The sequence below is a fragment of the Geomicrobium halophilum genome (genome assembly GCF_014207655.1).
Lineage (GTDB): Bacteria > Bacillota > Bacilli > Bacillales > Marinococcaceae > Geomicrobium > Geomicrobium halophilum.
In genome coordinates this window covers 878,670-903,783 of sequence record NZ_JACHHJ010000001.1, presented here as the reverse complement: position 1 = coordinate 903,783, position 25,114 = coordinate 878,670, and the positions used below count along the sequence as shown (strand labels likewise).

The window sequence follows — 25,114 nt, the reverse complement described above, 5'->3', positions numbered from 1 at the left end:
TTAACGGATGTGTACGTTATACGCTTGCATCCATTCATTCACTTGCCATAGATAGGCCAATAATTGGGGACCAGACATGAGCTGCCCGAAGAAAGGAGTCTGTATATCTTTTCCTTTCGAATCTACGAGTGCCTGATAGCGATTACGATCAATGAGGTCATGTAAAGGTGCACTCCGATCATCGAGGATTTGTTTAGACATCTCCACGATACTTTCCGTATAACGAGGATGATGGGTTTTCGGATAAGGGCTCTTTTTACGATAGAGAACTTTGCGAGGCAATGTAGGTTCTAATGCTTTACGCAAAAGACCCTTTTCCCGCCCCTTGTATTGTTTTTGTATCCACGGGATATTCCAGACATATTCTACGAGCCGATGGTCTGCAAATGGAACTCTTACCTCAAGACTTGCGGCCATGCTCATACGATCCTTTCGGTCGAGCAACGTTGTCATAAACCAGATCATATTCAAATAAAACATTTCTCTACGCTGCCGCTCTTCTTGCGTCTCTCCTTCAAGGTGTGGCGTTTCTGCCACGGATTCCTGATAGCGCATGTGTGCGTAGCTCTCAAGATTTATACGACTACGCAGCTCCTTATTCAACAACTCCTGCCTAAGCGATAATGATGACATCCAGGGAAACATTGGGCGTTCAAGCAGTTCTTTTTTATGAAACCAAGGATACCCGCCGAAAATTTCATCTGCGCACTCTCCAGATAATGCTACGGTCGAGCTTTTTTTAATTTCTTTACAAAACCAGAGTAATGAACCGTCAATATCGGCCATCCCCGGAAGATCTCTTGCTCTCACCGCTTCACCAAGCGTTTCTGTTAACGTATCAACATTAATCACTTTGCGATAGTGCGAAGTATTGAACGTTTTTGACATTTCATCAATGAAAACATTATCATCATCCGGTTGGAAATCATTACGCTGAAAATATTGTTCATTATCCTCGTAATCGATGGAAAAAGTGTGTAAAGGTTGATCTTTAGGAAAATAACCTGCCGCAAATGCCGTCAACGCGCTGGAATCAACGCCACCGGACAAAAATGAGGAAACGGGAACATCGGCGACAAGCTGCCTTTCTACTGCATCTTTTAACATCTCGCCAACGACTTCCGCGCTTTCTTCTACGTCAGCATCACGTTCGAAGCTCTTGACTTGCCAATAGCGGCTTACTTTTATTCCATTCTTATCAAACGTAAGCATATGCGCCGGGCGCAATTCTTCGATATCTTCAAAAACTCCAAATCCTGGCGTTCGTGAAGGTGATAACGCCATCACTTCCGTGATCCCTGTCTCAGAAACTGCCGCGGATATATCACGATGCTTGAGTAAGGCCTTAATTTCTGAGGCGAATAATAATCCTGCCTCTGTTCGTGCATAGAAAAGCGGTTTAACACCGAGGCGATCCCGCCCCATAAACAAGCGCTCTTCATCTTCATCCCAAATGGCAAAAGCGAAAATCCCATTTAAATGTGTTAAACACGATTGGCCCCAAACGAGATATGCATTTAACAAAACTTCTGTATCCGAATGGGATTTGAAGACAGCCCCTTCTTTTTTTAACGCATCACGAAGTTCTTTCGTATTGTACAATTCTCCATTATAAACAATGGTTGCCTTCTTTTTTCCAACAGAACGTGTCATCGGCTGCTGACCGCCTGCCGGATCAACAACCGCCAACCTCGTATGCCCGAAGGCCACACGATCCTGTAACCATGTTGCCTGTGTATCGGGACCCCGATGCTTGAGGGTGTCGGTCATCTTCTGAATCTGTTCCTGTTCATTTCGTACATTATATTTCCAATCGAGCCAACCTGTAATGCCGCACATCGCGAATCCCCCTCGTTAAAACTCCTGGCTACGTTTTAGCATATGCAGGCGAGAATCCTTACGTAAGTCGTTTACTTCTTTGAAATACCGAATCATCTACGAACGACTTGTTGAATCTTAAATGGCATAGGAAACGAATGTACCAACGAACAAGAGGTCCATTGGATAAAAAAATGCATAATTGATTGAATATTAAGCTAAAAGGGGGTTGCAGTTGAGTCCGTTCAACCGCAAAGCAATGAAGATGCGGATATGTACACACAGAAAAACCGCTGCCGTCATCTCTTTCTATACATCCTGGAAAATACGGCTCATGCCATGAGCCGAAGGGTCGAAAAAAACCACCAAACCGCAAGCGACACCGCCTGCCCTGGTAGAGGTGCATCGTCGATGCATCGAACGAAGCAGAACGGACTGATGACACAGCCCCGAACTGATGCGCTCATGGATGGCGAACGTTATATACTTCAGAACCCGCTGCTTTAACTGTAGGAGTGTCAAGAACTATACTTGTTTAATATCCGATCCACACTTGGCCCATACATTTCCCCGAACATGTTCAAGTGTGCAAACAGAAAATACAGCTGGTAAATAGGAATAATCGACGCTTCCTCACTAGGGCGTTCTACTTCCATATAGTAACGATCCATCGTCCTAGAAGAATAACCACCAAACAATGCCATCATCGCTCGATCATAAGCAGGATCCCCGTAAGAAATAGCCGGATCAATAAAATATGGAACCCCTTCTTGTCCGACCATCCAATTCCCTGCCCACAAATCTCCATGCAATAATGCGGGATAATTAGGCTCCGGAAGCCATTGATCAAGATGATCAAGGAGATGAAAGGCCTGTTTTCTCCGCTTTTTAGGCATTTTCCCCCGTTGACATGCTTCTTCGATTTGCGGCAGCAGTCGATATGCTCCGTAAAACTCTACCCAACTTTTCTTCTCTGCATTGTATTGCGGCATCGTACCGATAAAATTATCCTCTGCAAAACCAAAATAAGTTCCTTCTTCCTGATGAAGCGCAGCAATCGATGCCCCGAGGTTCTCTTCTGTTGTTGAAGTTTGGCTCCCTTCAATCCAACTCAATAACAAATATCGATCGCCTGAGCGAATGACCTCTGGCACATGAACACCTGAAACATTTTCAAGTATCGTTAACTGTTTGGCTTCTTTTTGAAAAAATAAAGGCGGTGGATCATCGTGCCACTTTAAAAAGTACTCGGTATTCTCGCTACGAACGTGATAAGACTGATTAATATCCCCGCCGCTAATCGGGATGACTTCCGCATTTTCGTCAACTCCGGCTTCTTTTAAACTTAAAGCCACTTTTCTTTCACCTCTTGAAGGAGGGATTCGCATGCTGTTTCAATCATGTCATAAACGTCATCAAAATTACCGGTAAAATATGGATCAGGAACGTCATTATCCTCTGCCTGTTCAGCAAAATCAAGCAAACGGACAACTTCCACCTTTTGATTCGGCTTTCGTAACGTTTGTATAGACCCAAGGTTTTCTGCATCCATGGCAACGACAATGTCAAACTTGTCCAAATCCTCCTTTTCTACCTGGCGGGCGATTAATCCATCTGCATTGATTTCTTTTTCAGATAAAATATCCAACGTCCCTTCGTGAGGAGGGTTCCCAATATGCCAATGACCGGTTCCTGCCGATTCAATATGTATGTCTTCTGCCAAACCACTTTCAGATACTTTTTGCCGGAAAACCGCTTCTGCCATTGGAGAACGGCAAATATTCCCTAAACAAACAAACAATACGTTTACCAAAAAATCACCTCTAAATATATAAATTCATTAACATCCCACGGATTTCGCCAACTTGCTCTAAAATTTGCAAATGGTTCGTTTCATTTTCAATCACATCAGTCGTGAGCTTTATGAGCTTTGTATCTACTTCATCAACCACTTTATACGCCCGTCGATTCATTCCATAACGGTCTTTTACATAAAATCCCTTTTGGACCGTCTCCTCCACGAAGTCTTTCACCAATTTTTTATATTTACGCAGTTCCTCTATAGTTCGAAATTCAGCCAATAATTTTCCTTGGTCTTCAATTTTATTCATCATGGCCTGTAATCGGTCAAAATGTTGAGTTTGACGCTGTTGATCCATTATTTCTTTAAATGAAGGTTGGTTTTGGCCATTGGAAACCGAACGTGCAGGCTTTTTAAGAATGTGAAGGGGGAGGCTCATCTTTGCAGACCGTTCTATATTCAATTGGATCTCTCCCTTATCCGTAAAGGATTTCGTCTTCCATTATGAATGAGAATCCGGTTGGCTTCAACGATTTCGTCCATTTTCATTGGGAAGGGTTGTTTGTTCACAAAGTTCAATTAAAACCCCGCCTGAAACTTTTGGATTCAAGAAGGTGACGGTTTGGCCGTGAGCACCGTTTATTAGGGATCCGGGGTGTACGGATTGTTTTTTTAGTTCACGAATACGTGCCTGGATATGGTTGACCTGAAAGGCAATATGGTGGATTCCCTCTCCTTTCTTAGCTATAAAACGTGCGACTGTACTATGATGATCCGTCGCTTCCAAAAGTTCTAGATTCACATTTCCAGCCGATAAGAACGCCACCTTGATTCGTTGACTTGGAATAGACTCTATACCGAGAAAAGGAAGTCCTAATACTTGTTCGTAATACGGCAAACGTTCTTCAATTGAACGAACAGCAATGCCGATATGGTCGATTTTTTTCGGGGGGTCATTCATCTATTAATCTCCTTTATGAAAGGTCTTGTGTAAATCGAAAAAACCTCGTACAATGGAATCTACTGAATACGAACGTTGGAGGGACGATTTTATGCCTCGGAGATTTCAGAAAACCATTATTTATCTCATGATTTTCGTTTTAGTGGTAGGCACGTTTCTCGCAGGCTTTGCCTCCTTTATTTAAAAGAGACGTTCAAAAATGAGGACAAAAAAGCCAAGTAGTTCGAGAAAGCGTAGCGTAGACGCAAGTGACGAAGAAATACAACCACTATTTTTCCTGGACTTTTTGAATAACTTCTTAAAAACGAGAAGGGCCCATCCCTTCTCGTTTTTTGGCTACTTGCTTTCCTCAACCTGAGCGGGCGGTAAACCAAAAAGACCAAATGGAAGATGAAGTACACCGTTCTCCGCCGCAATATCGATCATATCTTTCTTTGGCTCTGTACCAATCCACACTTTGGTTCCAAGTGGTACTTGATCGTAGAGCCGATTCACCTCTTCATTATGCATACGTACACAACCAAGGGAAACATTTTTCCCAATGCTTTCATCATCATTTGTGCCATGAACACCGTATGTACGCCCATCAGAAGCTGCGGCATCAATACCAATCCAACGGCTTCCTAGAGGATTATCCGGGGAGCCCCCCTCGATATTTTTTGCGCGGTAGTAAGGTTCTTTTGCTTTAACACTCACGGTAAAAACCCCCTCCGGGGTTGCCCCTGCCTCTTTTCCAGTCGCCACGTTGTATACGTCGACGAGTTCTCCATCCTCAACCCAGCCCAGCTCATTTGTAGATTTATTGATCATTACATAAGGTTCACCAGGAAATGGTTCAACATTCATAGGCCATAGCGGTGCAAAAAGTATAACGACTACTAGGAGTTTGTATATCAATGCTACTCCTCCTCTCGCCTTCCTTTTTCATTAGCTTTCTCTTTTCTCTTACGTATATACGCTCTTTTTTTCCTTTTTAAAGTAAGGGTTCGATCATGGTCGGGCTTAAACATTTCTTTAATTAATAAGTATTGTTCCAATTCATGAAGAATATAAAACAAAGATGCACGAGCTTCAAATTCGGCTCTTGTTTCCGGGAGCGGACGCTCAGCAAAAGTCTCTTTTAACTCATACAATTCCTTTAAATAATAGCTTGCGGTGTTTCCAGGATGAACGGCACTGCTAAGCCCCTCCATAAAATTGGCCATATGCTTTCCCTCTTCTACTGTATCCAATGTAGATACAAACGGCAAAATCCGTTCAATAATTGCAAATTGACGCTCTCTTACATCAAAATAGCGATAAAAATAGTTATCATGTCGCAAGAAGTGATTTTCAATACTTCGCAAGGCTTTCGATTTCCCATCATCAATGATATTGCCTGCTTGAGTAATCTCACGTCCATCCCAATCAATGCGCTGATCACGTAAGTAACGGGCATACTCCTTCCAAATTCGTGAAAATTTCTCTTCCAGATTGAGCTGATCCTGATATAAATGTTCGTCAACGCTCGGCATGTACACATTCATAATCAATCCAACTGTTACGCCGATGACAATTAGAAGAAATTCATTGAAAAGGACTCCGGCGGTGACCTCGCCTCCTGTATACAAATGGGATACGATCACTATACTGGTAATAATCCCCTTCAACGCTTTGATTTTTTGTAAAACCGGAATAAATAATAATAGAAACACCGTTAGGGATAATGGATGATATCCTAACGTCTCAAATATAACGGCCGCAAAAAGAAGACCCACACATGATGCAAGAAACAGTTCCCAGGATTTGTTCACCGACCCTTTTTTCGTAACAGTGATACAGAGAACTGTAATTATTGCTGCAGATACAAAAAAATCAAGCTCCAGCCATTGTGCAATAAATAAAGAGATCCCTGCTCCTACTGCCGTTTTAAATGTTCGATATCCAAAGAACATTTGTCCTCCCCTTTTCCTCATCTTCCTTTTATATTAACAAATCACACGCAATAACATGTACCGATGATCACCCTTAATATTAAAGAACTGCGGCTGGCTCACCGCAGTTCTTTAGAGGTTATTTACCGGTCGTGTTCGTTCAGAAATTGCGATTTGCATCCATCTTCCTCACTGATCTGTGCTTACATCATCAATCACACAGCCATTACCGCAAAATTTTTTGCCGGTTTCGTAGATGGCATCAAATGTAACACTACACATCATTCCCTCTCGCTCAATGGCTGTAGGTCCTTCACCCTCTTCAACACAGCAGGAAGGGAATTGGTAAACATACGATAAAAATAAAAAACTCTCCAACTGGAGAGTGATTAAAAATCATTGGCGCGCCTATCAGGATTCGAACCTGAAATACGAGAACCGGAATCTCGCGTGATATCCATTTCACCATAGGCGCCCTTACACCATATTTTCCTAACAGACAAATACTATTATATGAGGATCCAGGACGCCCTGTCAATATTTTTTCGGTGAAAAATTGATTTATTGTTGTTCAGGTTCCTCTTCCAACATGGCATGGAAGTGTTCGTTGATTTGTTCATCACTGTAACCAAGAGACTGTAAACGTTTCGTAAAGTTTTGTGCCCATAATTTCCCACGTTGGCGCATCCGCTTGTACTTTTTAGCTTCAGGTCCTTTTCGCTTTTCCTTATAACGATTTTCAGAATTGGAGGCAATGCTTTCAACAACGAGAAGCCCCTGCCAAATTTGCTCTTCTTCTAAATCATGTCCTTGTTCTTGAAGAAAGTCCATGACCTTCTTGTAGTATTGTTGAAATTCCTTAAAATCAATTTCACCTTCCATATTTAAATAAATCTGTACTTGTTTATACAACTCATTCATTTCTCTTACACCTCTTATGTACGTTCTAAAAATGCGTGAAGCCGCTTGTTAGCGGCCTCAAGAACAATAGGAATCGAAAGCCTCTTCAAGTTTTTGAACGACTTCAATCGGCTCGTGTCCTTCAATTTCATGGCGTTCAACCATCGATTTGATCTCTCCGTCTTTCATAAGGGCAAACGACGGCGAGGACGGTCCATATCCTTGGAAGTATTCGCGAGCATGGTCGGTGGCTTCCCGATCCTGTCCGGCGAAAACTGTTACGAAACGATCTGGTTTCGTTTCGTAATTTTTCATATAAGCTGCTGCAGGACGTGCAATGCCACCGGCACAACCACATACAGAATTAACCATAACTAGCGTTGTTCCTTTATCTTTTAACGTTTTATCTACTTCTTCCGGAGTTCTAAGATGTTCATAACCGGCTTCTGACATTTCATCACGTGCCGCTTGTACAACATCATTCATAAAATAATTGAATTCCACAAAGATTACTCCTTTCTAGTTTGTGTTCAAAAAGGAGGACAAAAAGAACCGGGTCATTTGAAAGCATGTAGCTTCAAACACTAGCTTATCACTCCTAAAAGCGGGGCGAAAAGACTGTCGCTACGTTAGCAACCCTTCGCACGTAAAAAGGGTATTTTTTTCATGGAAATTTTTCCCGGACTTTTTTACATCCTCTTTTATGTTGTTGGATTGCACCTATATTGTAACGATTCCAAACGAAAAACACAAATACATTGTTTCGCAAGAGGGTTACTACATTTTTGATACGAAGAAATGATTAAATTCCTGAGCGTTCTCCATTGAAATTTTCTAGCTGATCTTTGACATAGGCTAAAAACCGTCCGCAAATCAGTCCATCTAGCACACGGTGATCAAGAGAGAGGCAAAGGTTGACCATGTGACGAATCGCAATCATGTCATCTTCTTTAACGACTGGGCGCTTCACAATCGACTCAACGGATAAAATCGCTGCTTGGGGAGGATTAATAATCGGCATCGATTGAACAGACCCAAAGGAACCTGTGTTGTTTAACGTAAAGGTTCCTCCTTGCATGTCATCACTATTTAGTTGACCTTTTCTGGTTTTGTCAGCAAGCGTAGACAGACTCCGTGCCATCCCTCTTAAATTCTTTTCATCCGCATGCTGGATCACTGGGACGTAGAGGGCTTCTTCCGTCGCAATCGCCATCGATAGATGTATGGCTTTCTTCCGAACGATACGATCGCCCTGCCAAGTGGCATTAAGTTCTGGATATTTCTTAAGTCCGGAAGCCACAGCCTGCATAAAAAATGGCATAAACGTTAATGGAATCCCTTCATTTTCACGAAATTCATCTTTCACTTGATCACGATAGCGGACAATATTTGTAACATCCACTTCGACCATCGTCCAAGCATGTGGTATTTCTTGTTTACTTTTACTCATATTCGAAGCAATCGCCTTACGGACCCCGGTGACAGGGATAATGTCATCTTCCGGTTGGGCTTTCTTCTCAGTTTCAGCGACCGCCGGTTTTAGCTGCTGGCCGAGTTCTGTCAATGTGCTTCGGTCCGATGCCGATGCAATTTCTTTTTCAACATCTTTACGAGTAATGCGTCCACCCCTCCCTGATCCGGAAATTTGCTCTAAATCAATATTGTGCTTTTGGGACAAGGCAAGCACAGCAGGAGAGTAGCGCTTTTTCAACGAATGATCTTCTTGGTTTTCCACTTGGGGTTTTTCATGATTTGCTGATGTTTGCCTTTTATCATCTTCTTTTGGAGCACTATCAGTTTCGATATAAGCGATGAGATCCCCGACCTGAACGGTATCGTTTTCACTGGCAACCAGCTCACTCATCGTACCCGTATAAGAAGAAGGAACTTCAGCGTTTACTTTATCCGTATCCACCTCTGCGATGGGTTCATATTTATTCACCAAATCACCGGGGCTGACAAGCCAACGAGTGAGCGTGCCTTCTGTGACACTTTCACCAAGTTTAGGCATAGTAATCTCCTTATTCATCGACACGACCTCCTAGAAATGAGCCAATTCACGTATGGCACTTTCAACTTTGTCCTCATTCATCATAAAAGTTTTCTCAAGCGGGGGTGCATAGGGCATCGCCGGTACGTCAGGAGCTGCAAGGCGCTCAATCGGTGAATCCAGGTCAAATAGACACTCTTCGGCGATGGCTGCTGCTGCTTCGTTCAGCACACTTCCTTCTTTAGTATCTTCGGTAACAAGCAGAACTTTCCCGGTCCGGCGAGCAGCCTCAACGACGCCCGTCCGATCCATTGGATAAATCGTCCTGAGGTCGAGAATATGAGTGGAGATACCTTCCTCTTGCAGTTTTTCAGCCGCCTGAAGGGCAAAATGGACACAAAGTCCATATGTAATGACCGTCACGTCATCCCCTTCCCGTTTTACATCAGCTTTCCCAATCGGTACCGTATAATCGTCCCCTTCCGGAACTTCACCCTTAATCAGACGATACGCTTTTTTATGCTCAAAAAATAAAACCGGATCATTATCACGGATGGCAGCTTTTAAAAGCCCTTTTACATCATAAGGAGTAGAAGGAATCACGACTTTTAAACCAGGAATACTTGAAAACATCGCTTCAACAGATTGAGAATGATAAAGTGCCCCGTGGATACCGCCTCCATATGGCGCACGGATCGTAAGCGGAACTTCCCAATCATTATTGGAGCGATAACGAATTTTCGCTGCTTCAGAAACAATTTGATTCACAGCAGGAAAAATAAAGTCAGCAAATTGCATTTCAGCCACCGGGCGCATTCCGTACATGGCAGCACCGATACCAACCCCTGCAATCGCTGATTCAGCGAGAGGAGTATCCAAGACGCGTTCTTCCCCAAATCGTTCATAGAGACCTTCAGTAGCTCGGAATACGCCGCCTCTTGCCCCAACATCTTCACCGAGAACGAAAACTCCTTCATCACGTTCCATCTCTTCTTCCAATGCCTGGGTCACAGCGCTAATATAATTAATGGTCGTCATAGGGACCCTCCTCCCTTTATGCATCGTAGACGTGATTAAATGTGGTTTCAACCTCTGCATAAGCTGCGGATTCTGCTAAATCCGTAGCCTTATCGATCTCTTTTTGTATACTGTTATGCATATCTTTTTCTTCATCTTCGCTAAGAAGATCGTGTTCTTTTAAATATTTGGCAAATGTTACGATCCCATCTTTTTGCCTTGCTTCTTCTACTTCTTCACGCCCGCGATATGACCTGTCATCGTCATCACTGGAATGTGCAGTGAGCCTGTATGACACGGTCTCAATCAAGGAAGGGCCAGAGCCTTCACGCGCTCGCTCCGCTGCTTTCTTTACCACTTCATAAACCGCCAGCGGGTCATTGCCATCTACGGTTTCTCCCGGCATTCCATATCCTTGCGCACGATCTGATACACGTTCACAGGAAAGTTGGCGATCAACTGGAACAGAGATCGCGTACTTATTATTTTCACATAAAAAGATGACCGGTAAATCATGTACCCCAGCGAAATTTGCCGCTTCATGAAAATCCCCCTGGTTGGCAGAACCCTCACCGAACGACGTCAAGCAAATAAAATTTTCCCTTTTTATTTTACCCGCTAGGGCAAAACCAACAGCATGAGGAACTTGAGTTGTAACCGGAGATGAACCTGTCACGATTCGGTGCTTTTTACTGCCAAAATGTCCAGGCATTTGCCTTCCTCCTGAATTTGGATCTTCAGATCTGGCAAACCCGGACATCATTAAATCTTGGATCGTCATTCCGAAATGAAGCACCATTCCCAAGTCCCGATAGTAGGGGAGAATATAATCCTCTTCTGTATTTAATGCAGTGACAGCACCTATTTGCGCAGCTTCTTGTCCCTGACAAGAAATAACAAATGGGATTTTTCCGGCCCGGTTTAACAGCCACATGCGTTCGTCAATTTTACGAGCTGTAAGCATCGTCTTGAACATGGAAAGTAATTGATCACGCTCTAAACCAAGCGCTTCGTGTTTTGGTTCGCTCATTTTGCCCACCTCCTAGATATGAATGGCACGTTGATCGGCTTGAAGAGCAGCTTCTTTAAACACTTCTGATAAACTCGGATGGGGGTGTACGGTTTCAGCAACCTCCCAATCGGCAGCATCAAGCAGCATAGCGAGTGTACCTTCAGCGATTAATTCGGTCGCTTTCGCCCCAATGATATGAACACCTAACAAATCATTGGTCTTTCCATCTGAGACGAATTTACAAAACCCTTCTTTGTCTCCTTGAATGAGGGCCTTACCAATCGCCTGTAACGGAAAGATCCCGACTTTCACGTCAAATCCCTGCGCTTTTGCTTCCGCCTCACTCAACCCTACAGAGGCAACTTCAGGATGACTATACGTACACCTTGGCATAGGATGAGCGTTCAATTTGGCAGGCTGCATTTCATTCATATGTTCAACCGCTGTTACCCCTTCATGAGAAGCAACGTGAGCAAGTTCAAAACCGCGTACGACATCACCGATCGCATATATATGCGCTTCTTTCGTTTGCCCCCAGCCATTTGTTACGATCTTTCCACGCTCGGTCTCAATCTCTGTGTTTTGAAGTCCAATATCTGAAATATTCGCTTCACGGCCGACTGAGACGAGCAAACGATCAGCATGATAGTTTTGCGTTTTTCCACCTACATCTGCTGATAACGAAATTCCTTCTTTGTTAACGTCTAAATCCTCCGTTCGTACGTCGGCATTTACAACGATTTGAACACCTCTAGCTTCTAACTGCTTACGCATTTCATTGGAAATCGCTTCATCTTCCCCTGAAAGTAAGCGATCCTGAGCCTCTAAAACGGTCACATCGACATCAAAATCAACGAGCATAGACGCCCATTCGATTCCAATAACACCGCCTCCGATGATAACGATGGACGCAGGCAAACTTTCCATAAAAAGGGCATCATCAGAGGTCATTACATTTTCTTGAGAGAAATCGATACCGGGTAATTGTCTTGGCTTTGATCCGCTGGCAATGATGACGTGTTTAGGTACCAATACTTCATTTTCACTGCCATCATTTTTTTCAATCGATATACTTCCTGCTCTCGGCGAAAAAATCGAAGGGCCCAGGATGCGTGCATGACCTTCATAGATGGTAATGCCTTCTTTTTTCAATAACTGTTGGACACCGCTAGACAGCTGATCAACAATAGTCTGTTTACGTGACTGTACCTTTGTAAAATCAAGCTGGGGCTTCCCTGTATGAACGCCAAACTCTTCCGCCCGTTTTGCTTCACTGTAGACTTCGGCACTGCGTAACAGGGCTTTGCTCGGAATACATCCTTTATGGAGACAAGTGCCGCCCACCTCTCCTTTCTCAATAAGCGCGACCTGGTTCCCGAGTTGCGCTGCACGAATAGCTGCCACATATCCACCGGTTCCAGCACCGATTACGACGAGGTCATATTCCTCCGGCATAACCGTCCCTCCTTTCTTTTATCCTAAAACGTTTTTGGTATTTCTCACATAAGGTTTTCGTGCCGCTTTTACACTTGCAATTCTCTCTTCAGCTAAGCGGTTGGCGGCCTGGTAGGACGGGATTTCGTCTCTTCGTGCGATCTCATAAACTTTCGTCATTTGTTCAAACACATTTTCAACACTCTTCATCGCACGTTTTTGATTGTATCCTTGCAACTCATCAGCAACATTAATGACACCGCCTGCATTGATCACATAATCCGGAGCATAGAGGATCCCCTTATTATGGAGTAAATCCCCGTGGTATGGATTTTTAAGTTGATTATTGGCGGCACCAGCGATCACAGGTGCCTGAATACGATCAATCGTTTCATCGTTAATGGTCGCGCCCAGGGCACATGGGGCAAAAATATCACATTCCACATCGTAAATCGCATCAGGTTCAACGGCCTTAGCCTCAAATGCATCAACCACCCGGTCTACCAATGGTTTGTGTATATCAGTAACTACAAGCTTTGCCCCTTCTTTATATAAAAATTCACAGAGGTGATAAGCAACGTTTCCTACCCCTTGAACCACAATGGTTTTACCTGCTAATGAGTCAGATCCAAACGCTTCTTTAGCCGTCGCCTTCATCCCGACGTATACGCCGTAAGCTGTGACAGGAGAAGGATTTCCACCCGCACCAGTAGCAGGAGAGCGGCCGGTGACATACTCAGTCTCCAAATGAATGGTATCCATATCCATTTCCGATGTCCCGACGTCCTCTGCAGTAATATAGCGTCCATTTAATCCTTGGATATAACGTCCGAACGCCCTTAGCATAGCCTCGTTTTTATCATGACGGGAGTCACCTATGATTACTGCTTTACCTCCGCCTAGATTAAGGCCGGCTGCAGCGTTTTTATAGGTCATTCCCTTGGCAAGACGGAGCACATCAATGAGCGCTTGTTCCTCATTTTCATAATTCCACATTCTCGTTCCGCCCAGTGCCGGACCGAGGGTAGTGTCGTGAATCGCTATAATCGCTTTAAGACCTGCGGTCTTTTCCTGGCAAAAGATAACTTGTTCATAATTTTCTTTTGCCATCTGCTCAAATAATTCCATGATTGCCCCCCTAAGAGTTTATCTCTGTTGCTGTTTTATGACTATAATCATGCAAAACATATGCCAAATGAAAAGTTTGATCTGGCTTCTATTTATAAGTGTGTGTTCGAAAAGGAGGACAAAAAGAGCCGAGAAGTACAAGGAAGGCCGTCTCGAGCATCCTGCTTGCACCACGAAAGCATTCACCTCTCACGAAGGAAAAGGGGGATTCTTTTCCGAGGAGCAATGCGTCGTAGACGCTAGTGCCAGCGTGTCACTGAAAATAATAACGCTGGCCCCTTTACCACGCAAGATGACTCAGATATTCGACGGCTTTAGAATCCTCTTCCTCGAATCCTCCTCGCGCGAAGAAAAAATGATGTTCTTTTTCGAGGAAGTTTTCCCGGACTTTTTGAACATCCTCTATTAAGGGGGAACCGCTCACTGCTGCAATTCTATTCATACCGTGAAACTTTTTGCGTGTCAACTTTTTCAACCTCATGTTTCTCCAATTTATAATATAAGTTCCGAACGGAAATGCCTAACGATCGTGCTGTTGCCGTTTTATTGCCGTTATTTTCTTTCAAAGCGGCAAGCAGTTCCTGTTGTTCGTAAATAGCCATTCGCTCTGCGAGCGTCCCTGATTGCTTTCCATGAAGAGGTGAACGTTTATCGCTTGCATTGTGTATGGACAGGGGCGGCAAATGACTGGCTTTCAGCTCTTTTGCCCCGTAACTCATATGAATGACCGCTCGTCCGAGAATATTTTCAAGCTCACGAACATTGCCAGGCCAGTGATAACGCAAGAGAAGCTGTAATGCATGCTCAGAAATAATTGTGACTGAACGCCCATATTCCTGGTTAATCTTATGTAGTAAATAGTCACAAAGCTCTGGAATATCTTCCTGTCGCTCCCGTAAAGAAGGGATGAAAATCGGCATTTTATTCAACCGGTAGAATAAATCTTCACGAAAGTGCCCATCTTGCATCGCGCTTTCCAAATCAACATTTGTTGCAGCGATAATACGTACGTTTATGGTGATCGCTTTCGCCCCACCTACACGCGTAATCTCTTTTTCCTGAAGGATCCGTAACAGCTTGACTTGGGTTTCTTTTGGGACTTCGCCGATTTCATCTAAAAAGATGCTCCCGCCATCTGCTTCTTCAAACAGACCCCGCTTCCCTCCACGTTTTGCTCCTGTAAATGCGCCATCTTCATATCCAAACAGTTCACTTTCCAAAAGCGAAGGTGTGAGCGCCGCACAATTCACTCGTATAAATGGTTCATACCTTCGGTTACTTTCATTATGTATCGCGTGCGCAAATAACTCTTTCCCAGTCCCGGATTCCCCGTGAAGAAGAACATCTACCGGAGTTTGCGCACTGTTACGCGCTTGATCCTTTGCGAATGTAAGCGCGGGCGACTGTCCGATAATATCCTCAAACGTATACTTTGCCTCTAACGTCCGAATGCGCCGCTTTGCCCTTTCCAACTCCTTTGTGAGCGTCCGAATCTCAGATACGTCATGTAAAACACCGACGCTCCCTTTGAGTTCCCCGTTTACCAGAATAGGAGCTACGTTTACGATGACATCTTTTTTATGAGCCCCTACTTTCATATGCGTCCCGCGAACAGGTTGGCGAGTTTTTATCGCACGCATATGCATGCTTTCTCCCTCGTAAATATCCTCTGTTGCCGGCTTTCCGATCACTTCCTGTTCCTCTAAGCCTGTCAGACGTGTGTACGCAGGATTAATCATTAACCCCTTTCCCTCTTCATTCACTACGGAAATTGCTTCGTCAGAGGAATGGATAATGGCCTGAAGCATTTGCTGTACGCTTTTTAAATTCGTAACCTCGGTTGTCATTTCTATCATATCGGTGACATCCTGAAACACAGCTAATGCACCGATACACTTCCCATCAATCCAGAGTGGAATACGCGTCGTAACAATTTGGCGACCGTTCTCGAACGTTTGTTTTTGGTTATACTCAACATTTGTCGTTTTTAGGATCCGGGGAAGTTTACTGCTTGGCATCACATCCTGAATCTTTTCGCCTGCTACTTCTTCACCATCAATACCGGTCATGCGCATAGCCGCACGATTAAATAATAATACTTTTTCATCTTTGTCAATGGCAATCATGCCATCGTGTGTAGATTGTAAAATCGTTCGGTGTAAGCGTTCCTGGTGGCTGAGCTTTTCAATGAGTTCATCTTTTCCAATGAGAAGATTGTATAGCAGATTACAGACGTGCGCCGGTATCACTGCGGTTTGTACACGAACATGTCTCTGCAGCTGGGCAAAAACTGATTCGTTACCTGTTGCTTCAAAAACGATATCCGGACGAACTTGATCATATAGCGTAAACGCATCAGCACTCGTGTGTAAACCATACCAACTTGCAAGCCGCATACCTTCCGCCTGTAAATATGGATCAGCCAAACCGACAACTTCCAAATGGTCATGTCTGATCATCATCTCAAGAAGCGCTGTTCCCCCTTTTCCACCGCCAACGATAATCGCCTCTTTCAATCTCCCACCTACTTTCAATGATTGGCATTCTCAACCGCTGTTTCCAGTACAAAACCCCCGGTACTCTTATATAACTTCCATCCCCATCCTACCACTATCCCCAATCTTTATGTTAGATGCAAGTACAACATTATGACGAGTGAGAAGAATGTGCTAAAATAATGATTGATCATACCCTGTGACAAGGGGCACCGAAAGAAGGATGAAGCATGCGTCTAGTTGCACTCATTGTATTATTGATTCCTGTATTTTTGGCAGGGGTAGGCATTAAGTGGATGAGGGACGTCCTTTTCTCCGTCCTACATGATCCTTTCCCCAATTATGCCTTACAGTTTGCCAGTGGATTCATATTGTTTATTGCCGGACTCGCGTTCGTTGGTGGATTTATTTTTCACCGAGATCGAAAAAATAATAAAGTCGCCCCACGTTTTCAAAAGAAAAATGGACAGGCAACCGATGAAGGTTAACCACGCATCATGGACATATTCAAAAAGGTGGACAAAAAGAAATAAGAGCATCGAGCTCGGCCCTTCGGAAAGGTAAGCCCCCTGAAGGAAAAGTCGTTTTCTTCGAGGAGCAGAAGCTCAACCCTAACTTCAGTGTTGGCCGCCCTTCCTTAAAACAGGCAGTTATTTTTCATTTGAACACCCTCTTACAGCCATCCATCAGCACCGGATGTCGTTCGCCGTGTAGCTAACCAGTCCAGTTTATGAGGGTTGATGGATGGGTCCATGAATTTGGATACACCTTTAACGTCAACAATCTCTGAGCCAAACCATAAGTGCATAAGTGCCTGAACCCCGATTTCCGACCTCCCCTGTCCCATTGCTTCTTCCATGTTTGTTCCACTTCCTAACATGAAAATCGTCCCATTGCTGACAGAACGAGCGTATAAAATTGCAGTCTCTTCCAACCCGCCAAAGCCTGAGCATGTCGTATAAGATAATTGTAATCGCTGCAGTTTCGTTACGGAAGCATGATGCTTCTCTTCTGGAGTAGTAGGAATAACAAGGAGGGAATCCGATGTTAAGTCTTGTTCATCTACATATGTGAAGTCTCCGAGAATAACATCCGGCTTTAAACCCGCACGGTAAACTTTACGACATGCAGTATCAACAGCGATAATAAAAGGCTTGATTCGTTTAAAATATCGCTTTGTATATAAAAGCACCCGTTCAACATTGCTTGTCGGGGCAACAATAAGGAGAGGCCGGTTCCCAATAGCAGTAGCTCCTGCTTGCGTCATTAATTTTAAAAAAGTCGAAAGCTGTTTATTAGCTTCGTCAGTCGAATTTCTGTAAAAATCCTTAAACGTGTTTGATCTAAGCGAAGCGGCCCGCTGCTTTAAACGTTCCACACGTTCATGATCATACCCGGTTAGAGAAGCAGCAGGCTTCCATACACCATAGGCGTCTCTCATATAAAGAGTGTGATTTGTGATACGCGCTTTCCGTCCCTGATGAAGGTTCATCAAACCATTGCTTGACTTTACATCAAATACAGGAATACCAGCTTCCAATAAACGCTGGACCCCCCGGTGATCAAAATGACCGGTCATGGATGTTTGACCGTTCACCACCGCTTTAACGCCCCGGCGCAACATTTGTTCCAGATAATTTTCAGATAAATCCTCCTGGTTGGCGACGATAACCTTCCCTTTATTCGATGCACGCCATTCATGTTTTAAATGGTGAAGAGTACCAGTGATTGCCCCAATACGCATATTTCTTGCTCCTTTCATACCATAGGTTATGTTTTAAAAAGAAAGACAAAAAGAGCCGTCTAGCCCAACAATCCCTTTTACCTCTTAGTATGTCCAGAAAACGAGAATATCTTTCAAAAAAACGCAGCCCTGTCGACAGAGCTGCGCCAAAATTTTTGCCATTTTTGTAATTATACATCGAATTTACACTTAACTCACTTTATGTTCAATCCGTAACTTATCAGCCACCATCGCGATGAATTCGCTATTGGTTGGTTTCGCTTTCGACATGCTGACGGTATATCCAAAGTAATGGGATATGGAGTCGATATTCCCCCGGCTCCAGGCTACTTCAATGGCGTGTCGGATCGCTCTCTCAACACGACTCGCGGTTGTGTTAAATTTTTTGGCAATATCCGGGTACAACTCTTTCGTGATCGAACCGAGCAATTCAATGTTATTGTATACCATCGTGATTGCCTCCCGCATGTACATATACCCTTTAATATGTGCCGGAACACCAATCTCATGGATAATGCTCGTAATTCGCTGATCTAGATTGACACCTTGTTCTTTTCCACTACCGCTTTCTTTATTAGAGCTTGATACCGTTATATGTGGTGCAGGCTGTCCGGCAAGTTCCCGTACCGTATCCATGAGCACCTCCATATCAAATGGTTTTAGAACGTAATAAGAAGCACCAAGATTTACAGCTTTCTTCGTTACATCTTCTTGGCCAAATGCTGTTAACATTAACACTTTTGGCATATGTTCGCTCTTTTGTAATCTTTCTAATACAGCTAGTCCATCTAAATAGGGCATAATAATATCCAAAATAAGTACATCAGGTTTTGTTTCTTCAACAAGTTGTAAACAATCTTTGCCATTATAGCTAACACCAGTTACATCTAAATCCTCTTGGGCTGATACATATTCTTTCACCATTTGTACAAGTTCACGGTTATCATCTGCAATACATACTTTAGTAGGTTTCAAAAGATATGCCTCCTCTTGTTTCGTCATGGCTTATGGCAACTATATCTGTGATTATCCATGAATTGAGAATAAAATCAACCAAATAACTAAATTTAATTTATTATCCATGAAGATTTGTCATCATTCTACTTATTACGATCCATTTTCCTTCTTTTTGTCGAAAAATCTTTATAAAAGGATGTTGAAGAACATTTATCCGGAATGTGCCGGATCAGCCGCATGATAAAAGCCTCAACGGAAATGGTTTCATGCTTCTCTTTTCCATCCCTTTATCGTGATATTTAAACGTGACCATTTTTCCGTCATAAGCCTCGATCGATTGATGCCGATGGCGGGTCGACGCATATAACGGCCCATATATCGGAGTTGGTCTTACACTTTCTGTTTAGGGGCATAGATATAGAAGCCTTCCCCATTTTAAAAGAACGCCTTTTGAAGACGGGCTTGCTTACAAATGCTTGCGAATGAGTTTCAAAACGACGGTTTGCCATTGTTTGCGAAGCATCCTGAAATGGATAAAATCATGCGATTTCCATTCCCCCTTCTTCGTCATCCCGCCCATCGTCATCAGCATGTGAATGGGGCTTGAAATTGACTTGCGAACCAAATGTATGTAGCCCTACAATGTTCCCCGGGGTCACTTTGCCTTTCTTCTCGAAGTATTCTTTAATCAGCCGTGCACCTTATCCATCAACGTTTTCAATCATTCTGGTGGAGAAGAAACACGTCTCGCACGCAGGCCCTCATCGATGGTCAGAATCACATGACGATGGTTCACCTGGAACACATCTTCCATAAGCAGACGACTCCATTCCTCGCTCTCTCCGACCGAACAGGTCGTACAAAATCGACCTTTAAAGCTATAGGGAACTTTTCGGGTCTTGTGGCATCCTTCGGATACAAAGACCTTAAATCCGTTCTTAGGATTTCTTTAATGCCGAATTTTCCCACTTTTTATAGACAAAGGAACGGATGCGACCCCCATGTTTTTCGACAAATTGTCCCCCATGTGATGGTAATCAAAGATTATACGTGATTATACGTCGAAGAATATTGGGTTCATATCTCGACCCTAACACACTCCTCGGCATAGAAGAATCCAAAATGTATACTTTCTCCTATTAAAAAAAGAAAGGCAGCATATTAACTTGCCTTTCTTTCCTCTCTCATCGTATCCACTCCCGCTTCCTCGAGCATCCATTCAATATGTGAGCCATATCCTGCGGAGGCATCATTCACAAAGACATGTGTAACGGCTCCAATGATTTTGTCGTCCTGAATAATCGGGCTTCCACTCATTCCTTGAATGATCCCCCCCGTTTTTTCAAGCAATCGTTCATCAGTGACTTTAATCACCATTCCTTTGGTTGCTGCATGTTTTTGGGGAGAAGATCGAATAACCTCAACATCAAATTCTTCAACCTCTTCGTTTTCTACTACTGTTAAGATTTTTGCGGGTCCTTCTTCGACTTCTTCCGCATATGCGATGGGCATTGGTTCTTGTCCTTCGTTCATCAAATCGTGCCCTTGATTTAATTTCCCATAAATCCCAAATGTGTTATTTTTCGTAATTGTACCGAGAACATCCTGGTGATTTAATAATGAAGCCTGTTTTTCACCAGGCATCCCCTTCCCTCCTCTTTCAATCGATTTGACAGCGGAGCGTAAGATTTCACCTTCATGAATCGTTACTGGACGTTTTGTATCAACATCAGATATGGCATGCCCCAAAGCCCCATAGGAGCCGCTGGTTGGTTCAAAGAATGTCATTGTCCCCACCCCGGCTGCTGAGTCGCGAATGTACATCCCTAATTGCCTTGAATTTTCAGAGGCGGTAACACTAGGTTGTACGTTTTTCACGATTTTTTCTCCATTACGGATAAGTTCAATTTGCATTTCTTTGTCTTGAACTGGAGACTTTAAGATAGAGGTAACTCCCGTCATATCTTCCACTGGCTGTTGATCAATCTTTACAATAATATCTCCTTTTTGGATCCCTGCTGCTTCAGCCGGAGATTTCTGTCCTTGTTCGGTATTAAGAAGATGGAAACCTACGACCATGACCCCTTTGGAACTTAAACGTACCCCTACGGACTGGCCGCCTGGTATAACTTCAACCTTCGGGACTTTTTCTTTCTCTATATGCTTAATTGGCTTGGAGCCCGCCGTTACTTGTATTACATCACTATTTTCTTCATCCTCGATCGAAAAAAAATAAGGAAGTTGATCTTCTAAGTCTTCCAAGGCGGATGTCGCCTCACCCGGCATCATCGTTAATTGATCTGGCAACTGTATCCAAGACTGCACTGGTTTAAAAAAACATAAGCTAACAAGACCGATGAGTAAAATGACACCAATCGTCTTTCTTATCTTACTTGACTTCACCCTCGCTCACACTCCTCACTCCCGCCCGCACATCATCAAGTACGTACTTATAATGTTGCCTTGGTGAAGCTTGATTATAACTTGTCGTAAACAAAAAAACCGACCTGAAATGGTCGGCTTTTAGATTTTCTGGATATTTTACTGATATACTGACAGGTTCTGGAGAGTCACCTAACGGTTGCAAATTCTAAAAGCTCCCGTGCATTTTCCCGCGTTTTCGCCGTAACCGCTGCACCGGAAAGCATCCGTGCAAGTTCATCTACACGGTCATTTTCCTGTAAAGTCGTAACGGTTGTTTGGACGCGTTCTCTTTCTTCATGCTTAGCAATATGCATATGGGTAGACGCCAACGCAGCGACTTGAGGTAAATGAGAAATACAAAGAACTTGTGCTTCTTTTGCAATCGCAAAGATCTTTTCTCCGATTGCTTGTGCCACACGACCGCTAACCCCTGTATCAACTTCATCGAATATTAACGCCGTCCGGTCGGAGGCGTTCGACAATATGCGCTTTAAGGCAAGCATAATCCGGGAAATTTCACCGCCTGAAGCAATTTTGGCAAGTGCCTTTTCCGGTTCGCCCATATTCGGTGACATATAAAACTCCAAACGTTCTTGCCCTTCCCTTGTGAGCGTCCGCTCTTCATCATTCACAATTACACGTTCTCCTTGACTGTGTGCTTGAAATCGAACAGAAAATCGTGTTTTCTCCATAAAAAGATCAGCCAATTCTTGTTCCACATCAATCGCGAGGGCTTCGGCTGCCTTCTTTCTCTCGGCGGTTAAAGTATCAGCTGCCTTGAATAGGTGTCCAGCCATTTCATCCAGCCGTAACTCATATTGCCGGATGTTCTCGTCTCTATGCAAAAGGGTTTCCTGCTCTTGTGATATATCCTCAGCGAAATTAAGAATTTCTGAGATCGATGACCCATATTTTCGCTTCAACTGTTCAATCTCTGACAGGCGGCTTTCTACATGCTCTAAACGTCCAGAATCAAAATCCAATTGATCGATATGTTCTCTAATGGCATACGACGATTCTTCAATGGTATAAAAACTGGATGCTACCTGTTCACTTGTGTTTTTTAATGCCGGATCAATAATAGCTGCATCCTCTAGATGGTTGACAGAGCTTCTAAGCCATTCTAAGCCTTTTCCTTCATCGTATAAATTTGTATATGCATACTGAAGAAGTTCATACAATTTCTCGGCATGCGCTAATTTATAACGTTCCTGTTCCAACTCACGGTCTTCATTAGGATCATGTAAAGCAGCATTCTCGATCTCCCCTAATTGATATTGAATGAGGTCGAGACGCTGCATATTTTCCCGATCACTATTTCGCAAGCGTTGTAATTCGTTTTTAATCGACATATATTGGTCAAAATGATGTTCATAATCGGCTTTTAATGAAAATAATGTTGAGGCAGCATATGTATCGACCATTCCGCTATGCTTGTCCATTTGTAATAATTCCTGATGTTCGTGCTGCCCATGAATATCCACCAATGTTTGTCCAATCGATCGTAAGGTCGTCAAAGTGACGAGTTGACCATTTATTCTGCAAATGCTTTTTCCTTTGTGGGTGATCTCCCTTCGTAAAATGATCATCCCCTCTTCTTCACCATCAATTCCGGAAGCAGCCATCCGTTCTGATGCCAAATGATCATCAGGAACGGTAAATAGGCCTTCGATTTCCGCTTTCTTACTTTCATGACGGACAAAGTCGGCAGATCCGCGACCGCCTGCCAACAATCCAAGTGCATCGATAATCATTGATTTCCCCGCTCCTGTTTCCCCTGTAAGCACAGTTAATCCGGAGGTAAAGGGGACGGTTAGTTCTTCAATGATCGCAAAATTTCGGATCGTAAGTTCTTCAAGCATTTACAACACCAACCTCGTTAATGGGGAGCAAATTTACCCTAGGTCCATTAGCATCGGAAGTAATCTTAAAAGCATGTTCAAATAAGGAGGATAAACGAGCCACGTATTTGAGAAGAGCGTATACGGTCATAGCGAACTTCCTTAAAACAGATAATGCAAGAAGTGGTTCTCCGGGAAAAATAGCTTTCGTATCTCTTCATCGTCTTCTACTGATCTCCTCACGTATTCAAACCATATGGGCTCGTTGGAAAAGAAGCTCATTTTTCCTTCGTAGAAATGAATGCTTTCGTGGTTTGTCCTCCTTTGTGAACACACACTTAAAGCATCTCTAGCAGGCGATTTGTAACTGCAGGGGCTTGTTGTATCTCTTTACAAATAATGAGAATGGTATCATCTCCGCATATAGTCCCCATAATTTCTTCCCAATTTAAATGATCGATCAACGAACCGATTGCATCAGCATTTCCAGGCAATGTTTTTAAAACAATTAAGTGATCCGTGTAATCAATACTAACGAAACTGTCAAAAAGGTTTTTCTTGAGTTTTTCATCAGGGTTAAACCGTTTGTCGGCTGGTAAACTGTATTTATAGCGTCCGTCAATCATCGGAACCTTGACAAGGTGTAGTTCTTTTATATCCCGGGAAACGGTTGCTTGAGTGACATTGAAACCGGCTTCCCTTAATTGAAAAACGAGTTCCTCTTGCGTATCTATATCTTGTTCATTTAACAGTTCTCGAATCTTTACATGTCGTTGTCCTTTTGTCATCATAAGGCCTCCCTTAAAGGAAGTTTTCACGTTGAGTGCACCTTGATTATACCCTTATATGCATAATTAAACAACGTTAATCCTTTAAGAGTGCTTTCGCAGCTGCAATTTTTTCATCGATGACATCAGATCGAAGCATAGTGGGTACTTCAGACTTGGTTAAATAAAGCAAGAACTCGATATTTCCTCCTGTACCAGTAATGGGGGACACGTCAAGACCCACAGGTTGTAAGCATTCGTTTATGCTCATTTCCAGCACCCGTTCAATCACACGGCGATGAACAGAAGAATCTTTAACGATGCCTTTATTCCCGACCTCTTGACGACCAGCTTCAAACTGAGGCTTAATCAATACACAAGCTTCTCCATCCTCAGATAAAATCGCCGATATCCCCGGGAAAATATGTGTTAAGGAAATAAACGAAACATCGCAAACAGCTATGTTAGGTATGCCATAGATAAAATCTGTAGGCTTCGCATACCTAAAATTCATCCTCTCCATCACATGCACCCGTTCGTCAGAACGCAAGCGCCAGTCTAATTGATTGTAACCCACATCAACAGCATACACATGTTTCGCACCATGTTGAAGGGCACAATCGGTAAAGCCACCCGTGGATGCTCCAATATCAAGGACTGTTTTGCCTTTCATTACGAGTGGAAAAACCTCTAAAGCTTTTTGTAATTTGAGCCCCCCTCGACTAACAAAGGGGTTGATTTCACCTTTGAGATAAAGCGGCGTTTGCCTGTCCACTTTCATTCCCGGTTTATCAATCCGTTCATGATCCGTATAAACGAGGCCGGCCATCACCGACCTCCTTGCTTTTTCCCTTGTAGACAACAACCCTTTTTCTACGAGTAAGACATCTACCCGTTCTTTTTTATTCATGA

23 protein-coding genes, 1 tRNA gene and 1 pseudogene are annotated in these 25,114 nt (G+C 43.4%); 2 read left to right on the top strand and 23 right to left on the bottom strand.

The annotated features are described in order from the left end of the window. From asnB to mce, 5 genes are all read right to left on the bottom strand, one after another. Entirely contained in the window at positions 1 to 1,839 is a 1,839-nt protein-coding gene (gene asnB / locus HNR44_RS04485) for an asparagine synthase (glutamine-hydrolyzing) (RefSeq protein WP_184402895.1), read from the bottom strand. 497 nt (positions 1,840 to 2,336) lie between these two features. Further along, the gene (locus HNR44_RS04480; protein ID WP_184402894.1) at positions 2,337 to 3,173 is read right to left on the bottom strand and encodes a fructosamine kinase family protein; all 837 of its coding nucleotides are present in this window, start codon (positions 3,171 to 3,173) and stop codon (positions 2,337 to 2,339) included. Further along, the gene (locus HNR44_RS04475; protein ID WP_184402893.1) at positions 3,164 to 3,631 is read right to left on the bottom strand and encodes a low molecular weight protein-tyrosine-phosphatase; all 468 of its coding nucleotides are present in this window, start codon (positions 3,629 to 3,631) and stop codon (positions 3,164 to 3,166) included. The genes HNR44_RS04480 and HNR44_RS04475 overlap by 10 nt, the downstream gene beginning before the upstream one ends. A gap of 10 nt (positions 3,632 to 3,641) precedes the next feature. Then, positions 3,642 to 4,082: a YaaR family protein gene (locus tag HNR44_RS04470; protein WP_184402892.1), complete on the bottom strand. Its 441-nt coding sequence runs from the start codon at positions 4,080 to 4,082 to the stop codon at positions 3,642 to 3,644. A gap of 63 nt (positions 4,083 to 4,145) precedes the next feature. Then, a complete protein-coding gene (gene mce / locus HNR44_RS04465; RefSeq protein WP_184402891.1) occupies positions 4,146 to 4,580 on the bottom strand; it encodes a methylmalonyl-CoA epimerase in 435 nt (144 codons plus the stop codon). Between the two features lie 52 nt (positions 4,581 to 4,632). Here mce and prli42 point away from each other — a divergent pair, with 52 nt between their 5' ends. Further along, positions 4,633 to 4,764 (top strand): stressosome-associated protein Prli42, encoded by a 132-nt coding sequence (gene prli42, locus HNR44_RS17800; RefSeq protein ID WP_343069356.1) that lies wholly within the window; start codon positions 4,633 to 4,635, stop codon positions 4,762 to 4,764. A gap of 152 nt (positions 4,765 to 4,916) precedes the next feature. On the opposite strand, the gene HNR44_RS04455 is transcribed toward prli42, so the two are convergent. From HNR44_RS04455 to HNR44_RS04405, 11 genes are all read right to left on the bottom strand, one after another. Further along, complete coding sequence (locus tag HNR44_RS04455) at positions 4,917 to 5,477, bottom strand: L,D-transpeptidase (protein ID WP_425489440.1); 561 nt, start codon at positions 5,475 to 5,477, stop codon at positions 4,917 to 4,919. 2 nt (positions 5,478 to 5,479) lie between these two features. Beyond that, entirely contained in the window at positions 5,480 to 6,514 is a 1,035-nt protein-coding gene (locus HNR44_RS04450) for an aromatic acid exporter family protein (RefSeq protein WP_184402889.1), read from the bottom strand. Between the two features lie 379 nt (positions 6,515 to 6,893). Continuing rightward, a tRNA-Arg gene (locus HNR44_RS04445) sits at positions 6,894 to 6,968 on the bottom strand. An 86-nt stretch (positions 6,969 to 7,054) separates the two neighbouring features. Continuing rightward, positions 7,055 to 7,414, bottom strand: coding sequence for a hypothetical protein (locus tag HNR44_RS04440; protein WP_184402888.1), 360 nt, complete (start codon positions 7,412 to 7,414; stop codon positions 7,055 to 7,057). A 57-nt stretch (positions 7,415 to 7,471) separates the two neighbouring features. Then, on the bottom strand, positions 7,472 to 7,897 hold the full coding sequence (locus HNR44_RS04435; RefSeq protein WP_343069355.1) for a BrxA/BrxB family bacilliredoxin: 426 nt from the start codon (positions 7,895 to 7,897) through the stop codon (positions 7,472 to 7,474). Positions 7,898 to 8,195: 298 nt separating this feature from the next. Next, positions 8,196 to 9,422 (bottom strand): dihydrolipoamide acetyltransferase family protein, encoded by a 1,227-nt coding sequence (locus HNR44_RS04430; RefSeq protein ID WP_184402887.1) that lies wholly within the window; start codon positions 9,420 to 9,422, stop codon positions 8,196 to 8,198. Positions 9,423 to 9,434: 12 nt separating this feature from the next. Then, positions 9,435 to 10,421: an alpha-ketoacid dehydrogenase subunit beta gene (locus tag HNR44_RS04425; protein WP_184402886.1), complete on the bottom strand. Its 987-nt coding sequence runs from the start codon at positions 10,419 to 10,421 to the stop codon at positions 9,435 to 9,437. A gap of 16 nt (positions 10,422 to 10,437) precedes the next feature. Continuing rightward, entirely contained in the window at positions 10,438 to 11,439 is a 1,002-nt protein-coding gene (locus HNR44_RS04420; protein WP_184402885.1) for a thiamine pyrophosphate-dependent enzyme, read from the bottom strand. A gap of 3 nt (positions 11,440 to 11,442) precedes the next feature. Next, positions 11,443 to 12,867: a dihydrolipoyl dehydrogenase gene (gene lpdA / locus HNR44_RS04415; RefSeq protein ID WP_184402884.1), complete on the bottom strand. Its 1,425-nt coding sequence runs from the start codon at positions 12,865 to 12,867 to the stop codon at positions 11,443 to 11,445. Between the two features lie 18 nt (positions 12,868 to 12,885). Then, positions 12,886 to 13,974: a Glu/Leu/Phe/Val family dehydrogenase gene (locus tag HNR44_RS04410; RefSeq protein ID WP_184402883.1), complete on the bottom strand. Its 1,089-nt coding sequence runs from the start codon at positions 13,972 to 13,974 to the stop codon at positions 12,886 to 12,888. A gap of 434 nt (positions 13,975 to 14,408) precedes the next feature. Next, positions 14,409 to 16,490, bottom strand: a complete 2,082-nt coding sequence (locus HNR44_RS04405) for a sigma-54 interaction domain-containing protein (protein WP_184402882.1) — start codon at positions 16,488 to 16,490, stop codon at positions 14,409 to 14,411. A gap of 209 nt (positions 16,491 to 16,699) precedes the next feature. Between HNR44_RS04405 and HNR44_RS04400 the strand changes: the two genes are divergently transcribed. After that, entirely contained in the window at positions 16,700 to 16,957 is a 258-nt protein-coding gene (locus HNR44_RS04400; protein WP_184402881.1) for a DUF2627 domain-containing protein, read from the top strand. A gap of 185 nt (positions 16,958 to 17,142) precedes the next feature. Here HNR44_RS04400 and steA read toward each other — a convergent pair whose 3' ends face one another. The 7 genes and pseudogenes from steA to HNR44_RS04360 all read right to left on the bottom strand — a co-directional run bounded on the left by steA (position 17,143) and on the right by HNR44_RS04360 (position 25,112). Further along, positions 17,143 to 18,213, bottom strand: a complete 1,071-nt coding sequence (gene steA, locus HNR44_RS04395; protein WP_184402880.1) for a putative cytokinetic ring protein SteA — start codon at positions 18,211 to 18,213, stop codon at positions 17,143 to 17,145. A 189-nt stretch (positions 18,214 to 18,402) separates the two neighbouring features. Further along, positions 18,403 to 19,188, bottom strand: coding sequence for a sporulation transcription factor Spo0A (gene spo0A / locus HNR44_RS04390; RefSeq protein ID WP_184402879.1), 786 nt, complete (start codon positions 19,186 to 19,188; stop codon positions 18,403 to 18,405). 143 nt (positions 19,189 to 19,331) lie between these two features. Continuing rightward, positions 19,332 to 20,218, bottom strand: a pseudogene (locus HNR44_RS18005) (IS91 family transposase); the annotation flags it as partial. A gap of 113 nt (positions 20,219 to 20,331) precedes the next feature. Then, positions 20,332 to 21,573, bottom strand: coding sequence for a SpoIVB peptidase (gene spoIVB, locus HNR44_RS04375; protein WP_184402877.1), 1,242 nt, complete (start codon positions 21,571 to 21,573; stop codon positions 20,332 to 20,334). 167 nt (positions 21,574 to 21,740) lie between these two features. Then, positions 21,741 to 23,456, bottom strand: coding sequence for a DNA repair protein RecN (gene recN, locus HNR44_RS04370; RefSeq protein ID WP_184402876.1), 1,716 nt, complete (start codon positions 23,454 to 23,456; stop codon positions 21,741 to 21,743). 317 nt (positions 23,457 to 23,773) lie between these two features. Beyond that, entirely contained in the window at positions 23,774 to 24,223 is a 450-nt protein-coding gene (ahrC, locus tag HNR44_RS04365; protein ID WP_184403550.1) for a transcriptional regulator AhrC/ArgR, read from the bottom strand. A gap of 76 nt (positions 24,224 to 24,299) precedes the next feature. After that, entirely contained in the window at positions 24,300 to 25,112 is an 813-nt protein-coding gene (locus HNR44_RS04360; RefSeq protein ID WP_184402875.1) for a TlyA family RNA methyltransferase, read from the bottom strand. Positions 25,113 to 25,114 lie beyond the last annotated feature (2 nt).

Excerpts from the sequence above, each read along its gene's own strand:
- asnB (WP_184402895.1), bottom strand. The coding sequence starts at position 1,839 with ATGTGCGGCATTACAGGTTGGCTCGATTGGAAATATAATGTACGAAAT.
- mce (WP_184402891.1), bottom strand. The coding sequence starts at position 4,580 with ATGAATGACCCCCCGAAAAAAATCGACCATATCGGCATTGCTGTTCGT.
- steA (WP_184402880.1), bottom strand. The coding sequence starts at position 18,213 with ATGCGTATTGGGGCAATCACTGGTACTCTTCACCATTTAAAACATGAA.
- HNR44_RS04360 (WP_184402875.1), bottom strand. The coding sequence starts at position 25,112 with ATGAATAAAAAAGAACGGGTAGATGTCTTACTCGTAGAAAAAGGGTTG.
- HNR44_RS04440 (WP_184402888.1), bottom strand. The coding sequence starts at position 7,414 with ATGAATGAGTTGTATAAACAAGTACAGATTTATTTAAATATGGAAGGT.
- HNR44_RS04450 (WP_184402889.1), bottom strand. The coding sequence starts at position 6,514 with ATGTTCTTTGGATATCGAACATTTAAAACGGCAGTAGGAGCAGGGATC.
- HNR44_RS04410 (WP_184402883.1), bottom strand. The coding sequence starts at position 13,974 with ATGGAATTATTTGAGCAGATGGCAAAAGAAAATTATGAACAAGTTATC.
- prli42 (WP_343069356.1), top strand. The coding sequence starts at position 4,633 with ATGGAATCTACTGAATACGAACGTTGGAGGGACGATTTTATGCCTCGG.
- HNR44_RS04425 (WP_184402886.1), bottom strand. The coding sequence starts at position 10,421 with ATGACGACCATTAATTATATTAGCGCTGTGACCCAGGCATTGGAAGAA.
- HNR44_RS04430 (WP_184402887.1), bottom strand. The coding sequence starts at position 9,422 with ATGAATAAGGAGATTACTATGCCTAAACTTGGTGAAAGTGTCACAGAA.
- ahrC (WP_184403550.1), bottom strand. The coding sequence starts at position 24,223 with ATGACAAAAGGACAACGACATGTAAAGATTCGAGAACTGTTAAATGAA.
- recN (WP_184402876.1), bottom strand. The coding sequence starts at position 23,456 with ATGCTTGAAGAACTTACGATCCGAAATTTTGCGATCATTGAAGAACTA.
- lpdA (WP_184402884.1), bottom strand. The coding sequence starts at position 12,867 with ATGCCGGAGGAATATGACCTCGTCGTAATCGGTGCTGGAACCGGTGGA.
- HNR44_RS04400 (WP_184402881.1), top strand. The coding sequence starts at position 16,700 with ATGCGTCTAGTTGCACTCATTGTATTATTGATTCCTGTATTTTTGGCA.